Origin of the sequence: Herbiconiux gentiana, assembly GCF_024978135.1 — a bacterium.
In the GTDB taxonomy this organism is placed as follows: Bacteria; Actinomycetota; Actinomycetes; order Actinomycetales; family Microbacteriaceae; genus Herbiconiux; species Herbiconiux gentiana.
On sequence record NZ_JANTEZ010000002.1, the window covers coordinates 558786 to 576081 of the forward strand.

General features: G+C 65.2%; 18 protein-coding genes. 10 read left to right on the forward strand and 8 right to left on the reverse strand.

Annotation, left to right across the window (positions count from 1 at the left end):
- Nucleotides 1-48 precede the first annotated feature (48 nt).
- Genes NVV95_RS06305 through NVV95_RS06330 form a run of 6 tightly spaced genes read left to right on the forward strand, consistent with a single transcriptional unit; the run spans nucleotide 49 to nucleotide 5859 of the window.
- On the forward strand, nucleotides 49-1125 hold the full coding sequence (locus NVV95_RS06305) for an ABC transporter substrate-binding protein (RefSeq protein ID WP_259485690.1): 1077 nt from the start codon (nucleotides 49-51) through the stop codon (nucleotides 1123-1125).
- Nucleotides 1122-1940, forward strand: a complete 819-nt coding sequence (locus tag NVV95_RS06310; protein WP_259485691.1) for an ABC transporter ATP-binding protein — start codon at nucleotides 1122-1124, stop codon at nucleotides 1938-1940. Before NVV95_RS06305 ends, NVV95_RS06310 begins: the two co-directional genes overlap by 4 nt.
- Nucleotides 1937-2788: an acetoacetate decarboxylase family protein gene (locus tag NVV95_RS06315; RefSeq protein WP_259485692.1), complete on the forward strand. Its 852-nt coding sequence runs from the start codon at nucleotides 1937-1939 to the stop codon at nucleotides 2786-2788. Before NVV95_RS06310 ends, NVV95_RS06315 begins: the two co-directional genes overlap by 4 nt.
- The gene (locus tag NVV95_RS06320; RefSeq protein ID WP_259485693.1) at nucleotides 2785-3831 is read left to right on the forward strand and encodes an Ldh family oxidoreductase; all 1047 of its coding nucleotides are present in this window, start codon (nucleotides 2785-2787) and stop codon (nucleotides 3829-3831) included. Before NVV95_RS06315 ends, NVV95_RS06320 begins: the two co-directional genes overlap by 4 nt.
- A 10-nt stretch (nucleotides 3832-3841) precedes the next feature.
- Nucleotides 3842-4861 (forward strand): adenosine deaminase, encoded by a 1020-nt coding sequence (locus tag NVV95_RS06325; RefSeq protein ID WP_259485694.1) that lies wholly within the window; start codon nucleotides 3842-3844, stop codon nucleotides 4859-4861.
- Nucleotides 4858-5859 (forward strand): nucleoside hydrolase, encoded by a 1002-nt coding sequence (locus tag NVV95_RS06330; RefSeq protein WP_259485695.1) that lies wholly within the window; start codon nucleotides 4858-4860, stop codon nucleotides 5857-5859. The genes NVV95_RS06325 and NVV95_RS06330 overlap by 4 nt, the downstream gene beginning before the upstream one ends.
- A gap of 29 nt (nucleotides 5860-5888) precedes the next feature.
- On the opposite strand, the gene NVV95_RS06335 is transcribed toward NVV95_RS06330, so the two are convergent.
- A complete protein-coding gene (locus NVV95_RS06335) occupies nucleotides 5889-7250 on the reverse strand; it encodes an MFS transporter (protein WP_259485696.1) in 1362 nt (453 codons plus the stop codon).
- 79 nt (nucleotides 7251-7329) lie between these two features.
- A complete protein-coding gene (locus NVV95_RS06340; RefSeq protein WP_259485697.1) occupies nucleotides 7330-8181 on the reverse strand; it encodes an MBL fold metallo-hydrolase in 852 nt (283 codons plus the stop codon).
- A gap of 81 nt (nucleotides 8182-8262) precedes the next feature.
- On the opposite strand from NVV95_RS06340, the gene NVV95_RS06345 reads away from it, so the two are divergent.
- Nucleotides 8263-8871 carry a TetR/AcrR family transcriptional regulator gene (locus tag NVV95_RS06345; RefSeq protein WP_259485698.1) on the forward strand — a complete coding sequence of 203 codons (609 nt, stop codon included), beginning with the start codon at nucleotides 8263-8265 and terminating at the stop codon, nucleotides 8869-8871.
- A gap of 126 nt (nucleotides 8872-8997) precedes the next feature.
- Here the strand turns inward: NVV95_RS06345 and NVV95_RS06350 are convergent, their stop codons facing one another.
- The 5 genes from NVV95_RS06350 to NVV95_RS06370 all read right to left on the reverse strand — a co-directional run bounded on the left by NVV95_RS06350 (nucleotide 8998) and on the right by NVV95_RS06370 (nucleotide 12433).
- Nucleotides 8998-9702 carry an SDR family oxidoreductase gene (locus tag NVV95_RS06350; protein ID WP_259485699.1) on the reverse strand — a complete coding sequence of 235 codons (705 nt, stop codon included), beginning with the start codon at nucleotides 9700-9702 and terminating at the stop codon, nucleotides 8998-9000.
- Nucleotides 9699-10217, reverse strand: a complete 519-nt coding sequence (locus NVV95_RS06355) for a YbhB/YbcL family Raf kinase inhibitor-like protein (protein ID WP_259485700.1) — start codon at nucleotides 10215-10217, stop codon at nucleotides 9699-9701. Before NVV95_RS06355 ends, NVV95_RS06350 begins: the two co-directional genes overlap by 4 nt.
- 82 nt (nucleotides 10218-10299) lie before the next feature.
- Nucleotides 10300-11346 (reverse strand): zinc-binding alcohol dehydrogenase family protein, encoded by a 1047-nt coding sequence (locus NVV95_RS06360; protein WP_259485701.1) that lies wholly within the window; start codon nucleotides 11344-11346, stop codon nucleotides 10300-10302.
- Between the two features lie 209 nt (nucleotides 11347-11555).
- Entirely contained in the window at nucleotides 11556-11846 is a 291-nt protein-coding gene (locus NVV95_RS06365; protein WP_259485702.1) for a hypothetical protein, read from the reverse strand.
- Between the two features lie 23 nt (nucleotides 11847-11869).
- Nucleotides 11870-12433 carry a TetR/AcrR family transcriptional regulator gene (locus tag NVV95_RS06370; RefSeq protein ID WP_259485703.1) on the reverse strand — a complete coding sequence of 188 codons (564 nt, stop codon included), beginning with the start codon at nucleotides 12431-12433 and terminating at the stop codon, nucleotides 11870-11872.
- Nucleotides 12434-12551: 118 nt separating this feature from the next.
- Here NVV95_RS06370 and NVV95_RS06375 point away from each other — a divergent pair, with 118 nt between their 5' ends.
- The gene (locus tag NVV95_RS06375; RefSeq protein WP_259485704.1) at nucleotides 12552-13421 is read left to right on the forward strand and encodes an SDR family oxidoreductase; all 870 of its coding nucleotides are present in this window, start codon (nucleotides 12552-12554) and stop codon (nucleotides 13419-13421) included.
- 8 nt (nucleotides 13422-13429) lie between these two features.
- The gene (locus NVV95_RS06380) at nucleotides 13430-14395 is read left to right on the forward strand and encodes an alpha/beta hydrolase (protein WP_259485705.1); all 966 of its coding nucleotides are present in this window, start codon (nucleotides 13430-13432) and stop codon (nucleotides 14393-14395) included.
- Between the two features lie 64 nt (nucleotides 14396-14459).
- Here NVV95_RS06380 and NVV95_RS06385 read toward each other — a convergent pair whose 3' ends face one another.
- Nucleotides 14460-14819 (reverse strand): winged helix-turn-helix transcriptional regulator, encoded by a 360-nt coding sequence (locus NVV95_RS06385; RefSeq protein WP_259485706.1) that lies wholly within the window; start codon nucleotides 14817-14819, stop codon nucleotides 14460-14462.
- Nucleotides 14820-14973: 154 nt separating this feature from the next.
- Between NVV95_RS06385 and NVV95_RS06390 the strand changes: the two genes are divergently transcribed.
- Nucleotides 14974-17289, forward strand: a complete 2316-nt coding sequence (locus NVV95_RS06390; protein ID WP_259485707.1) for a helix-turn-helix domain-containing protein — start codon at nucleotides 14974-14976, stop codon at nucleotides 17287-17289.
- Nucleotides 17290-17296: the final 7 nt, after the last annotated feature.

The window sequence follows — 17296 nt, forward strand, 5'->3', positions numbered from 1 at the left end:
CCTGCATCGCGCCCTCCACCACCGGCACCCACACGAAGGAGAAGACCCATGAACACGCGCCTCGCTCTGCCCCTCCCGCCCGCCGGCCTCTCCCGCCGCTCCCTCCTGCTCGGAGGGCTCGGCGTGATCGGCGGTGCCACACTGCTCGCCGCCTGCGGTAGCCCATCTCCCTCCGGCTCAGGGACCGGCGCGGCCGGATCGCCCATCGGCTGGCAGCTGTCCTGGACGGAGGACTACGAGTTCGCCGGCAGCTACCTGGCCGACACCAACGGGTACTGGAAGAATCAGGGCCTCACGGTCGACATGCTCGCGGGCGGACCGAACACGAACCCGCAACAGCTGGTCGCCTCGGGTCAGGCATTCGTGTCGTCGAGTAAGGCCGTGTCGGCCGCCAACCTCCTCATCTCCGACGGCATTCCGCTCAAGATCATCGGCGCTCTGTGGCAGAAGTACGGCGTCACCGTCATCTCGCGCTCGGACAACCCGATTACGACGCCGAAGGATCTCGAGGGCAAGACGGTCGGTGTCTTCGCCTCCAACGACAGCGACTGGGCCGCCTTCCTGGAGATCAACGGCGTCGACCGTTCGCGCATCACCGAGGTGCCCGGAAGCTACGACATCACCCCCGTGGCCAGTGGCACCGTCGACGCCGTACAGGGCTACGGTTCCACCCGCATCGCACAGCTGGCGAGCGACGTGACCTTGGAGACCATGCTCCTCGCCGACTTCGGCTACAACCCCATCTCGGCGGCCTACGCGGTGAAGGAGGAGACGCTGCAGAACGAGGCCAAGCGTGCCCAGCTCGTGAAATTCCTGCGCGGGGAGATCCAGGGCTGGCAGGATGTCGCCTTCGGCGGTCAGCTCGACCAGGCGATCGACCTCACCGTCAACACCTACGGCAAGAGTCTCGGCCTGAACCCCGACGAGCAGCGCGCCGGGCTCGAGGGCCAGCTCGACTTCGTGGTCACCGACGAGAGCACCGCGAACGGTCTCTGCACGATGTCCGACTCCCTGATCGCGGGCACCCAGCAGGTGTTCGACCAGCTGAAGCTCGACGTCGACGTGAACGACATCGTCACGACCGAGATCCTCGACGAGGTCTACGCCGGAAGCAACCGGGCATGACCGCCACGACACCGCTGGCGGCCACGGAACTCGGCCTGTCCTTCGAGCACGTCGAGAAGCGGTTCACTATCGGACGACAGGAGGTCATCGCCCTGCACGATGTCGACCTCTCCATCCCTCGGGGCGCGCTGGTGTCGCTCGTCGGGCCGTCCGGATGCGGCAAGTCGACGGCTCTGCGCATCCTGGGCGGCCTTGAAAGGCCGACCAGCGGCACCGTGCTTGTGCACGGGGAGGACCCCGACACCGCTCGGCGGAGCCGTCACCTCTCGATCGCCTTCCAAGACCCGTCGCTGCTGCCGTGGCGCTCGGTGCGCAAGAACATCGAGCTGGCGCTCGAGATCACGGGCAAGGCGGTGTCGCGCTCCGAAGTCGCCGACGTCATCGGTCTCGTCGGCCTCAAGGGCTTCGAGAACGCGCGGCCCGCACAGCTTTCGGGAGGAATGCGGCAACGCGCCGCTATCGCTCGAGCGCTCGTGACCGAACCGCGCGTGCTGCTGATGGACGAGCCGTTCGGCGCCCTCGACGAGCTGACCCGCCGCAACCTCAACCTCGAGCTGATGCGCATCTGGAGCGAGCGGGAGATCACCACGCTGCTCGTGACGCACTCCATCAGCGAGGCCGTCTTCCTCTCCGACGTCGTGGTCGTCATGACCCCACGACCCGGCAAGGTGACGGCCACCATCGACATCGAGATCGAGCGGCCGAGATCGCCCGACGTGATGCGCAGTCACGAATTCCACGACTACGAAGACCAGATCAGCAGCATCCTGTTCGACGACGATCGGACGGCCAAGGCAAGGACGAACCACCAGTGACCACCCCGACATCCGCCCCCTTCGAGTACGACAGCAACCCGGCGCTATCCGCCACCGGACTCAAGGGGTTCACCCTCCCGCTCTCGCCTTCGGGCAAGACGGCGCTTTTCCCACCGCCACCCTGGGATTACTCGGCCGAGATGCTCGTCGTCGACTTCACAGCCGACCGCGACACTCTGGCGAGGTATCTTCCGGCCGGACTCGTGCCGACCGCGGAGGGCTCGGCGAGCTTCGGCTTCGGTCGATGGAATGCAGGTGCCGAGGCGGACCCTCGCATGAAGGCCGATCCGGCCCGCGGCCAGCACGACGAGGCCTACCTCCTCATCCACGCCATGATGGGCGACAAGAAGGTGGGCTTCCTCGCCTTCTCGTGGGTCAGCACCGAGCTGTCGCAGATCCGCGGGCTCGTGCAGGGCTTCCCGAAGAAGCTGGGGTCGGCCTTCATCTCGCGGCCCGTCGAGGTCGGCACGGGTGGTCCGCGCCGCGAACCCGGCCACACCTTCCACGCGCACGTCAACAGCATGAACCGCCGACTGGCGACGGCGTCGGTCACGCTCGACACGGCCGAGGAGGCCGGGTACGTGCCGCCGCCTGCAAGCATCCCGCACCTGTACCTGCGGATGTTCCCCAGCCTGGCGCAGGCGGAAGCCTCCGTGCTGGAGTTGTCGACGCTGTCGCTCCGCGACATGGAGGTGGGGAGCACCTACTCCGGTGACGCGACACTCGAGTTCGGTGAGTCCGAGTACGAAGAACTCCACGAACTCGGGCCGATCACTGCCGGTCGCGGCTACCACTACTGGTACGCCATGACCATCCTCAGCGGTTCGGTGACGCCGCTCAGCGCGTGAGTGCGACTCTCGACGTCGCGCCCGTGACGATCGCGGCCTGGCGTGCGCGGGAGGCCTGCGTCGCCGCGCTCGAGCGTGCCGGCACTCCGGCGGAGAAGGCCGAGATTCAGGCCCGCAACCTGGTCGAGGCAGATCTCCGGGGGCATGCGTCGCACGGAATAGTGAGGCTTCCTGTCCTCCTCGAGCGCGTGGGCAACGGCAGAATCGACGTCCATGCGCAGCCGGTCGTGCATCGGCACGGTGTGGCGGCTGCGACTATCGACGCGAACGCTGATTTCGGCCCGTGTGCCGCCTGGCTGGCGCTGTCCGTCGCCGCCGAGTCAGCGCGTTCCCATGGCGTCGGCGTCGTGGCGATCCGGCGCGCGAACCATCTGGGGCTTCTCGCGACCTACGTCGAGCGGATGGCACTCGACGGAATGATCGGCATCGTCACCTCGACCACCGAGGCGATGGTGCACGCACCGAACTCGATCGAGCCGCTCCTCGGCACGAACCCCCTGGCCATCGGCATCCCGGTCGACGGAGCCGACGGTCCGGTCGTCCTCGACATGGCCACCAGCACCGTGTCGATGGGTGAAGTCCTCCGGCTTGCGGCGACCGGGTCCCCCGTCCCCGCCGGATGGGGGATCGACGAGGACGGGCATCCGGCGACGGAGGCGGCCCGTCTCAGCACCCTCTCGACGTTCGGCGGCAGCAAAGGATACGGCCTGTCGCTCTGCCTGGGTGTGGTCACCGCCCTCCTCGCCGGCACCCCGCACGGCGAGGAGGTGCGCGGCACCCTCGACACCACCTCTCCGTCGACCAAGGCCGACCTCGTGATCTGCATCTCCCCTGGCGTGTTCGGGGTCGAAACGGCTCCCGTGGCCGCGTACCTCGAGCGCATCCGGAATTCGCACAGCGATGGAGCGGGGTTCCCGTTCATTCCCGGTGACCGATCGCGCCGCCTTCGCGCGGAACGGCTCGAGAACGGCATCCCGGTCGATCGAGACGTTCTGCGGAGCGTCTTCGCCGCGGCCGGTGACCCGTTCGACACCTCACCCTGAAAGGAGTGCCATGGACCGCGCATTCATCGACGCGATTCCCAAGGCGGAACTGCATCTCCACATCGAAGGCACGATCGAACCCGACCACGCTTTCCGGATGGCGGACCGAAATGGCGTGGAGCTCCCTTGGGCGGGTGCACGCGAACTCGCAGAGGCGTACGCCTTCGACGACCTCCAGTCGTTCCTCGACGTCTATTACGCAGTGACCGCCGTTCTGCAGACACGCGATGACTTCACCGAGATCGCTGAGTCCTACTTCGCCCGCGCCGCGCGCCAGGGAGTGCGGCACGCGGAGATCTTCTTCGATCCGCAGTCGCACACGAGTCGCGGCGTCGACATCGCCGTCGCCATCGAAGGATTATGGGCCGCGGTGTCGGCCAGCTCTGAACGTCACGGACTGACCAGCTCCCTCATCCTCTGCTTTCTGCGCGACAGAGGAGCTGCGGAGGCCTCGACCATCCTCGAGAGCGCGGTCCCCTTCCTGGACCTGCTGTCGGGTGTCGGGCTGGACTCCGCCGAGGTTGGGCATCCACCGGCCGAGTTCGAGGGGGTTTTCGCACGAGCTGCCGAGCTGGGCCTGCGCCGCGTGGCTCATGCCGGCGAAGAGGGGCCACCCGAGTACGTGTGGCAGGCGCTCGACGCGCTGGGCGCGGAACGCATCGACCACGGCGTGCGTTCGCTGGAGGATCCCCGCCTCCTCGAACGACTCGTGCGCGAGCAGGTGCCGCTCACGGTGTGCCCGTTCTCGAATGTGCGGTTGAAAGTCGTGTCGGACCTCGTGGAGCATCCGATCGAGCGGATGCTCCACGCGGGTCTCCTGGTCTCCATCAACTCAGACGACCCCGCCTACTTCGGTGGCTACGTGGGCGACAACTTCGCCGGACTGGCCCAGGAGGCGGGTCTCGATGCCGGCGCGCTCCGCGTTCTCGCCGAGAACTCCTTCCACTCGTCGTTCCTCGACGAGGACACCCGTGCGCGGCACCTTGCGGCCGTGCGTGATCATTTCGAGTCGAACGGACACCACGAATGACCATCCCTCTGATCATCGACACCGACACCGCACAGGACGACGCCATCGCGCTGTTATTCGGCCTTCTCGACCCCGCGGCCGACCTCCGGGCGATCACGATCGTGGCGGGCAACGTCGGCTTCGAGCAGCAGGTGGCGAATGCTCTGCTGACCGTGGCCGCTGCCGGCCGCTCCGATGAGCGCCTCGTGCATCGGGGATGCGTGCGGCCGATGATGCGCGAATGGACGTCGGCGGAAGGCGTGCACGGCGACGGGATCGGCGGCCTCGTCGGACCAGAGGACGCGGTCAATGGCCGGGTGGGCGAGGTTTCAGACGAGCACGCAGTCGACGCGCTCATCCGACTCTGTGCCGAGGCGCCGGGTGAAGTCACGGTCGTGGCCATCGGGCCGCTCACCAACATCGCAACGGCGGTTGTGAAGGACAGATCCTTCCCCGCGACGGTGAAAAGCCTGGTGATCATGGGCGGGTCGAACAACGGCCGCGGCAACACGACCCCGAGCGCGGAGTTCAACTTCTACGCCGACCCCGAGGCCGCGCGGATCGTGTTCGAGGCGGGTTTCGACGACGTCCTGGTACTCCCCTGGGAGCCGGTGACGGTGCGCGACGGGATCCTCACCCGAACCGAGTACGAGAGCATCACGTCGACCGGCGCCCCGCTGCAGGCCTTCTTCCGGGCCGCCTGCGACAAGACGCTCGAGGTGTGCGAGGCGGTCGGGCTCGCAGGGTCGACACATCCCGACTCCATGACGGTCGCAGCCGTGCTGCACGAGGACCTTATGCGCAGGACGGGCCGCTACCGGGTGGAGATAGAGACCGCCTCCGCGCTCACCCTGGGGCACTCCGTCATGGCGTGGCCGAAGTTCGGCCTCGCCGCGAACGCGAGGGTGATCGAGGAAGTGGATCACGGTCGCTACCTCGACCTGCTCGGTGACCTGCTCGCCACACCAGGTCTCCCGACTCTGGAGGAGATCTCAAACAACGCGTCCAGAGGGGGCTGACCAAAAGCCATACCGCCCGCACAATCGGGCTAGCTGTGCCGCGCTCTTCTGCACAGCAGTAATGCGGCGAAGAGTATAGCGGCACCGAGCATGAACACGGATAAGAGATGGAGCTGCTCGGATGAGTGCCCGCCTGCGAACGCGATCCCTCCTAGAGCCGAGGACGCTATGGCGCCGAGATACATGAACGCTCTGAGCAGGCCTGCAGCTGAACCGAGCTTCTTCTGGTCAGCCATGAGGTAGACCGCGCTTTGCGTTCCGACGTTGATGAGTCCTTGCGGAACTCCCATCACGATCGAGATGAGGACGAGGTACCAGAGTTCGGCGTTGTCGGTGATGAAGAGCATGAGAGTCAGCCCGACGAGTTGCGCGATTCCCGATGCGACAAGCTTGCCGGTGAAGCGTTTGTTGCGTCCCGTGATGGCGGCGATTAGAAGACCAGAAGCGAAGGATGGGAGGAGGACGAGACCCGTGACGGCTGGTGTGAGCCCCCTTCCTCCCTCCAACCATTGCGTGAAGCCGAAGATGAAGGAGTACGTCACGATCGCCGAGAGAAACATCTGTAGGTAGATCACGAGCAATGGCCCGCTTGTAGCGATAACCCGGATATCGATGAACGGATCCGGAGCCCGGAGTTCACGCAGAACGAAGCAGACGGCCGCGATGGCAGCTATCGCAGGTAGCCAAATCAAGGCTATGGACGGCCCTTTAATGAAGATCAGCACTGATACAAGCGTTGTCGCGAACAACAGAATGCCTGCCATATCAATGCTGGTCCGTGCGCGTTCGCCTGTTTCCAGGTGACGTATTTTGGGCAGCCACAGCGCTCCTAGAACGAAACTGAGCACGCCGAGTGGCACATTGATTGCCAGTGTCGCCTGCCAGCCGCCAATTTCTATGAGTGCGCCTCCAAGGGTGGGGCCGATGACTGCCACAGTCTGACCGGCGATCGCGAGAAGCGTCAGCACGGAACTCGGCGTGGGTCGACCGCTTCGGCGACTCTCGAGACCGAGTATCGCAATGGAAGCGGGATACGCCGCGCTCGTTCCAAAGCCAAGGATGACGCGCGCTACGACAAGAACCCAGATGTTCGGGGCGACGGCCCCGGCGACACCGGCGACGGTGGTCAGAGCCGCGCCGGCGAGGAACAGATATCGGGGTCCTAGTGAGTCGGCTAGGCGCCCTGTGAGGGGCTGCCCTATGGCTGTGGCGATGAAAAGAGCTGATATCAGCCAGGCGGTTTCATCGGCGGGAGCACCAAACGCGATCCCGATGGGAACCAGTGCAACAGCGATGATCGAGGTGTTGACGGGGTTCAACACAGCCCCGACGATCATCGGGACGACCAGCGATCGCGGGAATCGCGCGCGGGGTGAGTTCTCGTTCGTCATGTGCTCGTTGGGCCTTCGTGAACGGCACAATGCCCCTCCCCCGTGGTCTGGGGCGAGGGGCATCGCTATGGAGGTTGGGTCAACGGGTAATGGCGTCCGCCCAGGTGTCCTCTTCGGTGATCCTGCGGAAGGCAGGGTTCTCCAGATGGGCGGTGGCGATGACGATGCCCTCAGACTTCGCTTGCGCGAAGAGTCGGGCCCGCTCGCTTGCTGCTAGGTCACCGTCCACATCGGTCATGAAGTGGATTCCCTTGTCTGTCAGCTGTCCAGGGTGCTCGATGAGGTCGCCGACAAACCAGAGCTTCTCCCCTTTCGACTCGAGCTGGATCGCCATGTGCCCCGGGGTGTGACCGGGCACATGCATAGCGGTGACGCCGGGAAGAACCTCCACGTCCGTCGGCTCGTATGCGCGTAGGATTCCTGCCCCGTCGGCCTGACGCATGAGGACTCGCGCCGGGTCTTCGTCCGGCACTCCGTCGATCAGGATCGGCCAGTCTTCGGGGCTGAAGTGCGCGGTGGCGTTCGGGAAGAAGGGGGCACCGTCCTTCATCAGCCAGCCGACATGGTCCAGGTGCAGGTGAGTGATGAAGACGTGGTCGATGTCGGCCGGGGTCACACCCGCTTCCGCCAGCGCAGCGGGCAGGTTGCCTGCGGTTGCCATGTGCGTCGGAGGATTCTGCAGGTTATTCGCGGCGCTGAGTTCTGCCGGGAAGGGGAGCTCGAATTCGCCCGCGCCGGCATCGATCAGGAAGGTTCCGGCGGGACCCTGCACGAGGTGCGCGCCGATACGAATCTGCTGGGTGCCAGTCTCATCGAGGAGCTCGGGATACAGCGAGAAGTCTGCTCCCGGGTAAGCGGATGGGGGCAGATGGGATGCGCCGTCGGTGAGGACGATGACAACGAAGTCGCCGATCCGGATTGTGTCGGCCATGGTGTGTCCTATCTCTTGACTGCCAATGTGTCAGTGAATGCCACTTGGGCAGTAACAGACTATGCCATATACGATGAGGATATGGAACCCATCAAGGTGTCCCCCGCAGGGGGAGTCAAAGCGCGGATGCGTGAGGCGATCCGCCAGGAGTTGACTGCAGCCGCTCTGACATCTATACGAGAGGTGGGTTTCTCGAACACCACCGCCCGCGCGATCGCAGAATCGGTGGGCGTGTCAGAGCGCACATTCTTTCGGTATTTCCCGACAAAAGAAGATGCGGTGCTGCAACCGGTTGAGGCGATGGGCAGCGCGATCGCATCCCGTCTGACGGAGCGTCCTGCTGCTGAAACGGAACTTCAGGCACTTCGGAGGGCATTTGACGTGGCCGTGGAGGCGGTGGCTGGTGACCCCCAGACCATGGCGACCATCATGGAGATGAATCGAGCGGAGCCGGCTCTTCGTCGCCGACATCTTCAACAGCAGGACGCTTGGGTGACGGCTCTCCAGGCTGCGTTGGCTGAGCGACGTGGGAGCGAGACGGATCAGGCCGTGACTCGAATGAAATGCGCGGTCATGCTGCTCGCGTGGGAGCGGGCCTTGGTGTCCTGTTTCGACGGCGGCAATTTCACGCAAGTGGGAGCCAACTTGGATTCGGCGTTGGTCGAGCTCCGCGGATTTCTCGCCGTTTAGCGTTCTGCGCGCGGGCTGATTGCTCAAGAGCAGTGTAGGGGGACTGCCGCGGGACTGTTCCCGCGGCAGTCGCCCTCTGAATTACCTGTTCACCGCCCGCGTGGGCGCGGACGCCGACGCGGTCATCTACGCCAGCCGACCCCCGCCATCCACATGGATTGTGGTCCCGGTCAGGAACGGGTTGGTCAGAGCCATCAGCACCACCGCGGCGATGTCCTCTGGTGATCCGACACGCCGTGCCGGATTCGCCGCCGCGGTCGAAGAGAAGAACTCGTTCCGTCGTTCGTCTCCCATCGCATCCCACGCACCGGAATCGATGATGCCTGGCGAGATCGCGACCACCCGGATGGGCGCGAGTTCGACTGCGAGAGCGTCGGCGAGTCCTTCTGCCGCCCGATTCCCCGTGGCCATCACAACCAGGTCGGGGCCGGGGCGACTCGACGCCACACCCGAGAAGAGCACGATCACGCCGTCGTCGGGCATGGACGGCGCGAAGTGCTTCGCCAAAAGGATGGGCCCGACCACCTTCGCGTCCAGCGCGCGTCTGACTCGATTGGCGTCGAGCGACGCGACCGGACCATTGGCGTGATCGGCTGCCAGCGCGATGATCGCATCGACGGGGCCGATGGCTGAGGATGCAGCAGCGATCGAATTTTCGTCGGCGAGGTCGAGCCCAATTGCTCGGGTTCGGGCCGGCAGATCGATCTTCTCTGGGTGGCGACCGGCGATGACGACGTCTGCTCCCTCGGCACCAGCACGGGTGGCGATTTCGCGACCGATTCCGGAGCCGCCTCCGACGATCAGGAGGCGGCGTCCGGCGAGTGAGGTCATCGGCGGCCGATGACGGTGATCACTCCGCGACCGATCACGTGGGAGAGGATGTTGAATGAGACGAACGCGGGCGTCGCTTCCGTATCGAGCCCGAGCTCGGTGATGCTCGCGATGTCGAGAGCCTGCACGGAGATGGCGTAGTGATCGGTCGCGCCGGCGGGCGGGGCCGACCCGATGAACTGCGCGGCACGTGCGTCGTTCTTCACGGTCCACGCGGCACCCGGCAGGTCGGTCACGCCCGAGGCGAGCTCAGTGACATCAGCCGGGATATCGACGACCATCCAGTGCCAGAAGCCGGAGGGAGTCGGGGCTTCGGGGTCGTACACCGATACGACGAAGCTCTTGGTGCCCTCGGGTACGCCGGACCAGCTCAGCTGAGGAGAGCGGTCCTCACCACCGGGCACACCGAACATCGCGGAGTACTGTGCGGTGGCGAACTCGCCTCCGTCTTCCACGTCGGTGCTGGTCAGGTTCAGTGCGGGAACGGCGGGCAGGTGATCGAACGGGGTGGACATGGTCATTCCTTCTTTCGTTACTTCTCGATGGCCGGCCGTCTGCGAAGGCCGGATTCTGTGGTCACGCGGGCGCGACCCGGTCTCACTCGTCGGTGACGACGACCTTGCCGATCGCGCGGCCGGATTCGACGATCCTGTGCGCGGCGATCAGTTGTTCGGGGTTGATCGGAGACAGCTGCGTGGTCGCCGTCGACCGGATTTTGCCCTCGTCGATCAGCTCCGCGACGCGGCTGAGGATTCGGTGCTGCTGGATCATGTCCGTGGTCTGGTGCAGTGACCGAGCGAACATGAACTCCCAGTGCCATGACAGGGCCTTGCCCTTCAGGCTCACGACATCGAGGTTGTGGGGGTCGTCGATGGCGACGATCTGACCGAACGGCTTGGCGATGCGCACGTACGACGCCACGGCGCCGGGTTTGGCGGACGCGGCGGTGAAGATCCAGTCGACTCCGTCGGGCTCTGCGGCGAGCACGTTCGCCGCGAGGTCGCCGGTATGGTCGACGACGGCATCTGCGCCGAGCGAGCGCACCCAGTCCTGCGTCTCGGGTCGTGACGCCGTGCCGACGACGCGAACGCCCGGCGCGAGCACTTTGGCCAGCTGGATCATGATCGACCCCACGCCGCCCGCAGCGCCCACGATGAGCAGGGTCCCAGCACTGGTGGCAGTCAGGTGCAGCTTTTCGAACAGCGCCTCGAATGCGGTGAGGGTGGTCAAGGGCAGGGCTGCCGCTTCTCCCCAGGTGAGCGACGCGGGCTTCCGGCCGACGATGCGCTCGTCGACCGCTTGGAATCGGGCGTTGGATCCTGGCCGGTTGATCGCACCGGCGTAGTAGACGTGGTCTCCCACTTCGAACAGCTTGACGCCGTCGCCGGCCGCCACGACCACTCCAGCTCCGTCGTAACCGAGCACTCGGAAGCCGTCGGCGTGGGCGTGGGCGCGTTGCTTGACGTCGACCGGGTTCACGCTCACCGCTTTCACCTCGACCAGAAGGTCGTGTTCCCCGATCCTCGGGCGCGGGATGCTGCGGGCCACCAGGGAGTCCGGTTCATCGACCGGCTTGTTCGTCGTGTAGCCGATGGCCTCCATCGACGACTCGGATGGGGCTTCGTTGCTGTGTGATTCGGTCATGTACAAAATCCTGCTTCCTGGGTAGTAGTACCCCGCAAGGGCACCAAGTTTCCTCGGGGATACTGACCACGTCCTGGCGCGTCGTGCGTAGCAAACCCGCAGTGGCGGTTTCGGTCGCCGTCCCTCATCGACGCCTTTTCACGTCGTTGATCTGACGATAGGAAACCCGCTTCTAATGAGCGTGGCCCTGGCGCGGATAGGGACTCGGGCTACTGAGGGGATCCGTCGAGCAGCCACCTGGTGATACGGACGCGCATGAGCACAAGTGGCCCAGCGACAGACACGTCGGCAATGTCGAACCCGTCGTACTTGCGCGCGAAGGCGGCCGCAACGGACGAATGACCGTTGACGTCGTCGAACACCTCGACGACAGCCAGTGCGACCAACGACTCCGGTGCCGATCCGTCGATCGCGATGGACACGCGATTGTCAGGCCTGACGGATGAGAACCAGGCGACCCGCGTATCCGAAAGACGACGACTGGTCTTCTCGACGTCCATTTCAGCAGCTCACGTCTCTCACGTCAGTCGGCGGACGGCTCGACCAGGGTTCGGACGGCGGCCTGCGCGGCATCACGGGAGGTTTCGAACACACGCGGAGCCGTGGAGAGGATCGGCGTCACTCCGGTGCTGGCGATGCTGACGTGCAGAACGAGGTTGAGGATGTCCTCTGCGGAGAACTCCTTCGAGATCGCACCCCGTTCTTGCGCGTCCCGGATGGCGTCCAGCTTCGCCTTCTCCGATTCGACGACTCGACGTGGCATCTCATCAGCCGAGCGTTCGAGTTGGTACCAGGCCGAAAGTCGGACGATGTCGGGGTACCTGCGGTAGTGGTCCATCAGGCGTCCCGCGTAGCCGGCGAGATCGTCGGCGTCGAAGGGGACGACATCGATCGATCGCACCGCCAGCTCTTCGAAGGCGGCATCGAAGAGTTGCGCCTTGTTGCCGAAGTAGCGAAATAGCAGCGAGATGTTCACACCGGCTGTCTTGGCGATGCGATCCACTCGTGCGCCGGATATGCCGCGCCCCGAGAACTCGTCGATGGCCGCGGTCAGAATCTGCTGCCGTGTGTCGTCACTTTTTGCCACCAGAGTACGTTATCAGAGAAAGTAAGTGATTGCTTGCATCTGGACTGCGTGCGGCGTATGGTCGTTCCGAAAGTAAGCAACTACTTGCTTTTTATTTCGATCAACAGTGGAGATCACAATGAACAAGACAGTCGTCATCACCGGCACATCCTCCGGCCTGGGCAAGGCCACCGTGGAGCGCTTCAGTTCCGAAGGATGGAACGTTGTCGCCACGGTCCGCAAAAAAGAGCAGCTCGGAGTCCATGCGGAGCTGCCGCAGGTCAAGACCCTCCTACTCGACGTGGACGACGAGACGGCCGCGACCCAGTTCGCGGTCGATGCTGTTGCAGCGTTCGGACAGGTCGATGTGCTGGTGAACAACGCCGGCTACTTCCAGATGGGCCCGCTTGAATCGTCGAGCATGGAACAGATCCACCGGCAGTTCCAGACGAACGTCTTCGGGCTTCTGGCGCTGACGCAGGCGTTCCTGCCGATCTTCCGCGAGCAGCGATCCGGAGTCGTGGTGAACATCGCCTCCATCGGCGCTGAGGGCGGGTACCCCTTCACCTCCGTGTACTCGTCCTCCAAATCCGCCGTGCTCACCATCAGCGAGGCGCTCAACATCGAGATGCTTCCGTTCAACGTGCAGGTCAAAGCCGTCATGCCCGGCCAGCACGCGACCCGGATCTTCAGCAAGATCGACGGCCCGGAGATCGATGTCGAGGCTTATCGCAACCAGATCACCGCCTTCTTCGACCACATCCCCGAGTCGGGCTCCGACTCTTCGGTGGTCGGTGACGTCGTGTACGCCGCCGCGACCGACGGACGGAACAACAAAGTGCACTACTACGCCGGCCCCGACGCCCTCGCCATTCCGCGCATGAAGCGGATCCTTGGCATCGAGAACTATTGGGAGGAGTTCCAGCAGTTCGCACTCGGTCAGCCCAGCCCGCTCTGGCAGGTCCTCAACGTACCCGCCGGCGACTCACCGCTCGAACGCATCCTCTAGGAACCGCCATGACAACGCATCCAAGACCACCCTTCGATCCAGAACTCGCCGCAGTCCTGCCTCTCATCGACGCGTTCGTGCCGAAGAGCATCACCCTCGATGACGTCGAACACCTCCGAACCCTCACTACCTCACCCCCCATCGAGACAACTCTCGAAGGCCGCCCAATCGTCCACGTCGAGCGCACCATCCCCGGCCCCACGGGTTCCCCCGACCTGACCGTCTCAGTGTTCTACCGTGAGGACCACACCGCACCCGGCCCCGGCATTTACCACACTCACGGGGGCGGGATGATGGGCGGGGACCGCTTCGTCGGTGCCGGGGTCTACCTCGACTGGGTGGAGCGGTTCGACGCGGTCGTCATCTCGATCGAATACCGGCGACCGCCGGAGCATCCCGACCCGTCACCGCTAGAAGATGTGTATGCAGGCCTGGTCTGGAGCGCCGATCATGCTGCCGAACTCGGCTTCGACCCCCGTCGGCTCGTGATCGCGGGAGAGAGCGCCGGCGCAGGCCTGACGGCCGGGCTCGCACTCCTCGCCCGAGATCGCCGAGGCCCGGCGATCATCGGACAGCTCCTCATGTACCCGCTGCTCGACGAACGGAACGACTCGGTTTCTAGTCGCCAGGACGACAGAGCCGGCACCTGGGACCGAGTGAGTACGGAGACCGCATGGAACGCGTACCTCGGAGATCGTCGCCATACCGACGCCGTCTCGATCTACGCATCCCCTTCACTCGCGACCGACCTGTCCGGGTTGCCGCCGGCGTTCATCGACGCCGGGTCGTCGGAACTCCTTCGGGACGAGGACGTCGCCTACGCGTCCGCGATCTGGGAGGCCGGCGGCCAGGCCGAGCTGCACATCTGGCCCGGAGGCTTCCACGGGTTCGACCAGATCGCTCCGACCGCACGGGTGTCGCAGGCGGCGATCGCCGCGCGCACCGCCTGGCTCGAGCGAACGCTGACGCCCTAGCTCTCGCCCGGTGAATCCTCGACGGTGGGCCCTTCATCCGCACGGATGGAGGGCCCACCGACGGTCAGTGACGGGTGACGTTCTCGTTCACCCAGTTCCGCAGGTGGGCCAGGGGCTCGCCGGCGCTCACGCCCAGAGGCGTCAGTTCGTACTCGACCCGCAGCGGGACCTCCGGATACACGGTGCGGGTGACGAGATCGGCGTCTTCCAGACGCTTGAGCGTCGCCGAGAGCACCTTGGGCGTGACGCCCTGGAGCTCGCGCTTGATCTCCCCGAATCGCCGAGGGCCCTCGGTCATAGACCCGATGGCCAGGGCCGACCACTTGTTCGCGAGCAGATCGAGCATCTCCCGGCACGGGCAGGCCGCGGCGTAGACGTCGTTTCGGTCGCATGCGTCGACAGCGAGTTGCTTCTCCAGCGCCATCCCTCCACGATACGTGGCGGATCAGATATCGCCAAGGAGCCAAGTATCTGATCGATATCGGCTACGCCGGGTAGCGCGGTGGGTGTCGGTCATCGGTATCCTGGCCCTACACTCTGCGGAAGACCCGATACAGGTGCACGCTCCTGGAGGAGAGATGAGTCAGGACACGATCTCCGGCCTGTTGCGCAACCTGCGACAAAGCGCGTCCCTCACGCTCGAGGAACTGTCGGAACGATCCGGTGTCAGCGTCAGAGGCATCAGCGACATCGAGCGCGGCGTGTCCGCTGCTCCGCGCAGAAGCACACTGGCAGCCTTGGCCGCCGGGCTCGACCTCGACGGCGACGATTCCGAGTCGTTGTTGGTGGCTGCTCGCCGAGCGAGGACCGTCGACTCCGATCTCCCCTCCGCTCTGCGGCCGTCGCGATTGAATGACTTCACAGGGCGCGAGCGAGAACTGACCGAACTCGACGCGATGTTGGCGGTCGCCTCTCCCGTCGTGGTGATAACCGGGCCAGGCGGCTTCGGAAAGACGACTCTCGCCATCGAGTGCACTTCGCACCACGCGCCGGCGGAGGGATTGGTCTTCGTCGACCTCGCGGGCCAGGGCCGGCCGCCGCTGTCGCCGCTGGAAGTGGTGCAGTCGGTGCTTCGGCAGACCGACGAAGATCTGGCCGACCCCCCTACCTCCCTTACTGAAGCGGTGGCGCGATGGGAGGTGGTCGCACGGCTCCGCCAGCCGACGGTTCTGCTCGACAACGTCGCGAGCGAAGACCAGGTTCGCCCGATCCTTTCGGCGCTCGTGCGGGGTCCGATCATCCTGACCTCGCGGAGAACTGTCGCGGGGATCACCGCCACCGGACGCCTGACCCTCGATTCTCTCGAGCCGCCGATGAGCGTCAAACTCCTGGGCCGCATCATCCCGGAATCGCAGCGTGGACCGACTGACCTGCAGGAACTCGCAGCGTTGTGTAACGGAGTGCCTCTCGCCCTCCGGATCGCGGGAAACCGCGTGGCGAGCCGGCCCGCCACATCTGTCCGGGACTACGTGGACCGCATGCAGTCGGAGGAGCGAAGGCTCGGCCTCCTCGTCGCAGGCGATCTGTCGGTCGAGACAGTCCTCGCGGTGTCCTACGACGAGTTGGATGCGGGCACTGCGGCACTGTTCCGGGCATCGTCGATCATCGACGGTCTCACCTTCGACAGCAGGATCGCCGCCGCCGCGTCGGGGCAATCGCATTCCGACGCCGAGATGCGACTGGAGAGTCTGGTCGACCTCGGAATCATCGAGTCGCGCGGTGACAACCGCTACCGCATGCACGATCTGCTGCGGGTCTTCGCCGCCTCTCGGCTCCGGTTGGAGAGTTCGGCCGATGAGGTGGCCTCCGCTCAGGACCGGTTGATGTACTGGCTGCTCCGCACGCTGCTCGTCGTCGTCGGGGACAAGTCGGTGGAGGTGCCCATTCCCGAGGAATGGGAAATCTTCCGTCTTGACGACGATCCCGAGGGAGCGGATGAGCGGACGGCGCGCGCCTGGGTTCTGGCGGAGGCGGACCACTGGTGGCCGGCCGTCCGCCGCGCCGCTTCCGTCGGCGACCACGACGCCGTGCTCCGGGTGGCCGCCTCGCTCCAGTGGAGGTCGGCGAAGTGGCACGAGTGGGGCCGGTGGCACGAGCTGAACGAACTCGCGCTGCGTTCGGCCACGGCTTTGGGTGACAAGCGCCTGCAATCCCTGCGATCGAGCCTCTTGGCGTGGACGGCGATGACCGAACTCGGCAATCCGATCCTCGCTCAGCAGTCGGCTCTCACCGCGCTCGAGATCGCCGAATCGATCGACGATGCTTACGCGTCATCGCGGGCACGCTACTTCTATGCCTGGGCCAGCCTCTACGCGGGTCAGACCGAGGGACTGGAAGAGCATCTGACCCTGGCGATCGACGGCTACGAAGAGACCGGGGCCTTCTCCGAGGCGCGGCAGGCTCGCACGATACGAGGGGTGCTTTATCGCCGACTGGGCCAGCACGAGCGAGCGGTCTCCGAACTCACCGCCGTCTTGAACGAGCTGCCGGCAGCGTTCACAGAGGACGGCGAAGACTTCGCGACGTCCTTCTCCCGCAACGTCGTGCTCGAAGAGCTGGCGAACAGTTACGTCGAGGTCGGCGATCCGGAGTCAGCACTCCGGATGGCGGATGCCCTGGTGAGCATGATCAGCACCCTCGACATGGACGTCTTCACCGCGCGTTCGCGGATCATCCGCGCCCGCGCTCTCCTGGCCGGCTCGCGGACGGACGAGAGCCTCGACGAACTCGAGAAGGTCGGCCGGGTGCTCGCCGAGTACCCACCCAACGGGCACGTGGCGATGATGCTGGTCGAAGCGGAGGCGCTGCATTCAGCGGCAACGGGGGGAGGCGCGGTGCCAGGAGCCATCGCCGATCTCAGGGCGGAAAACCGCACGGATGATGCGAGCGGCTGAAGGGGTC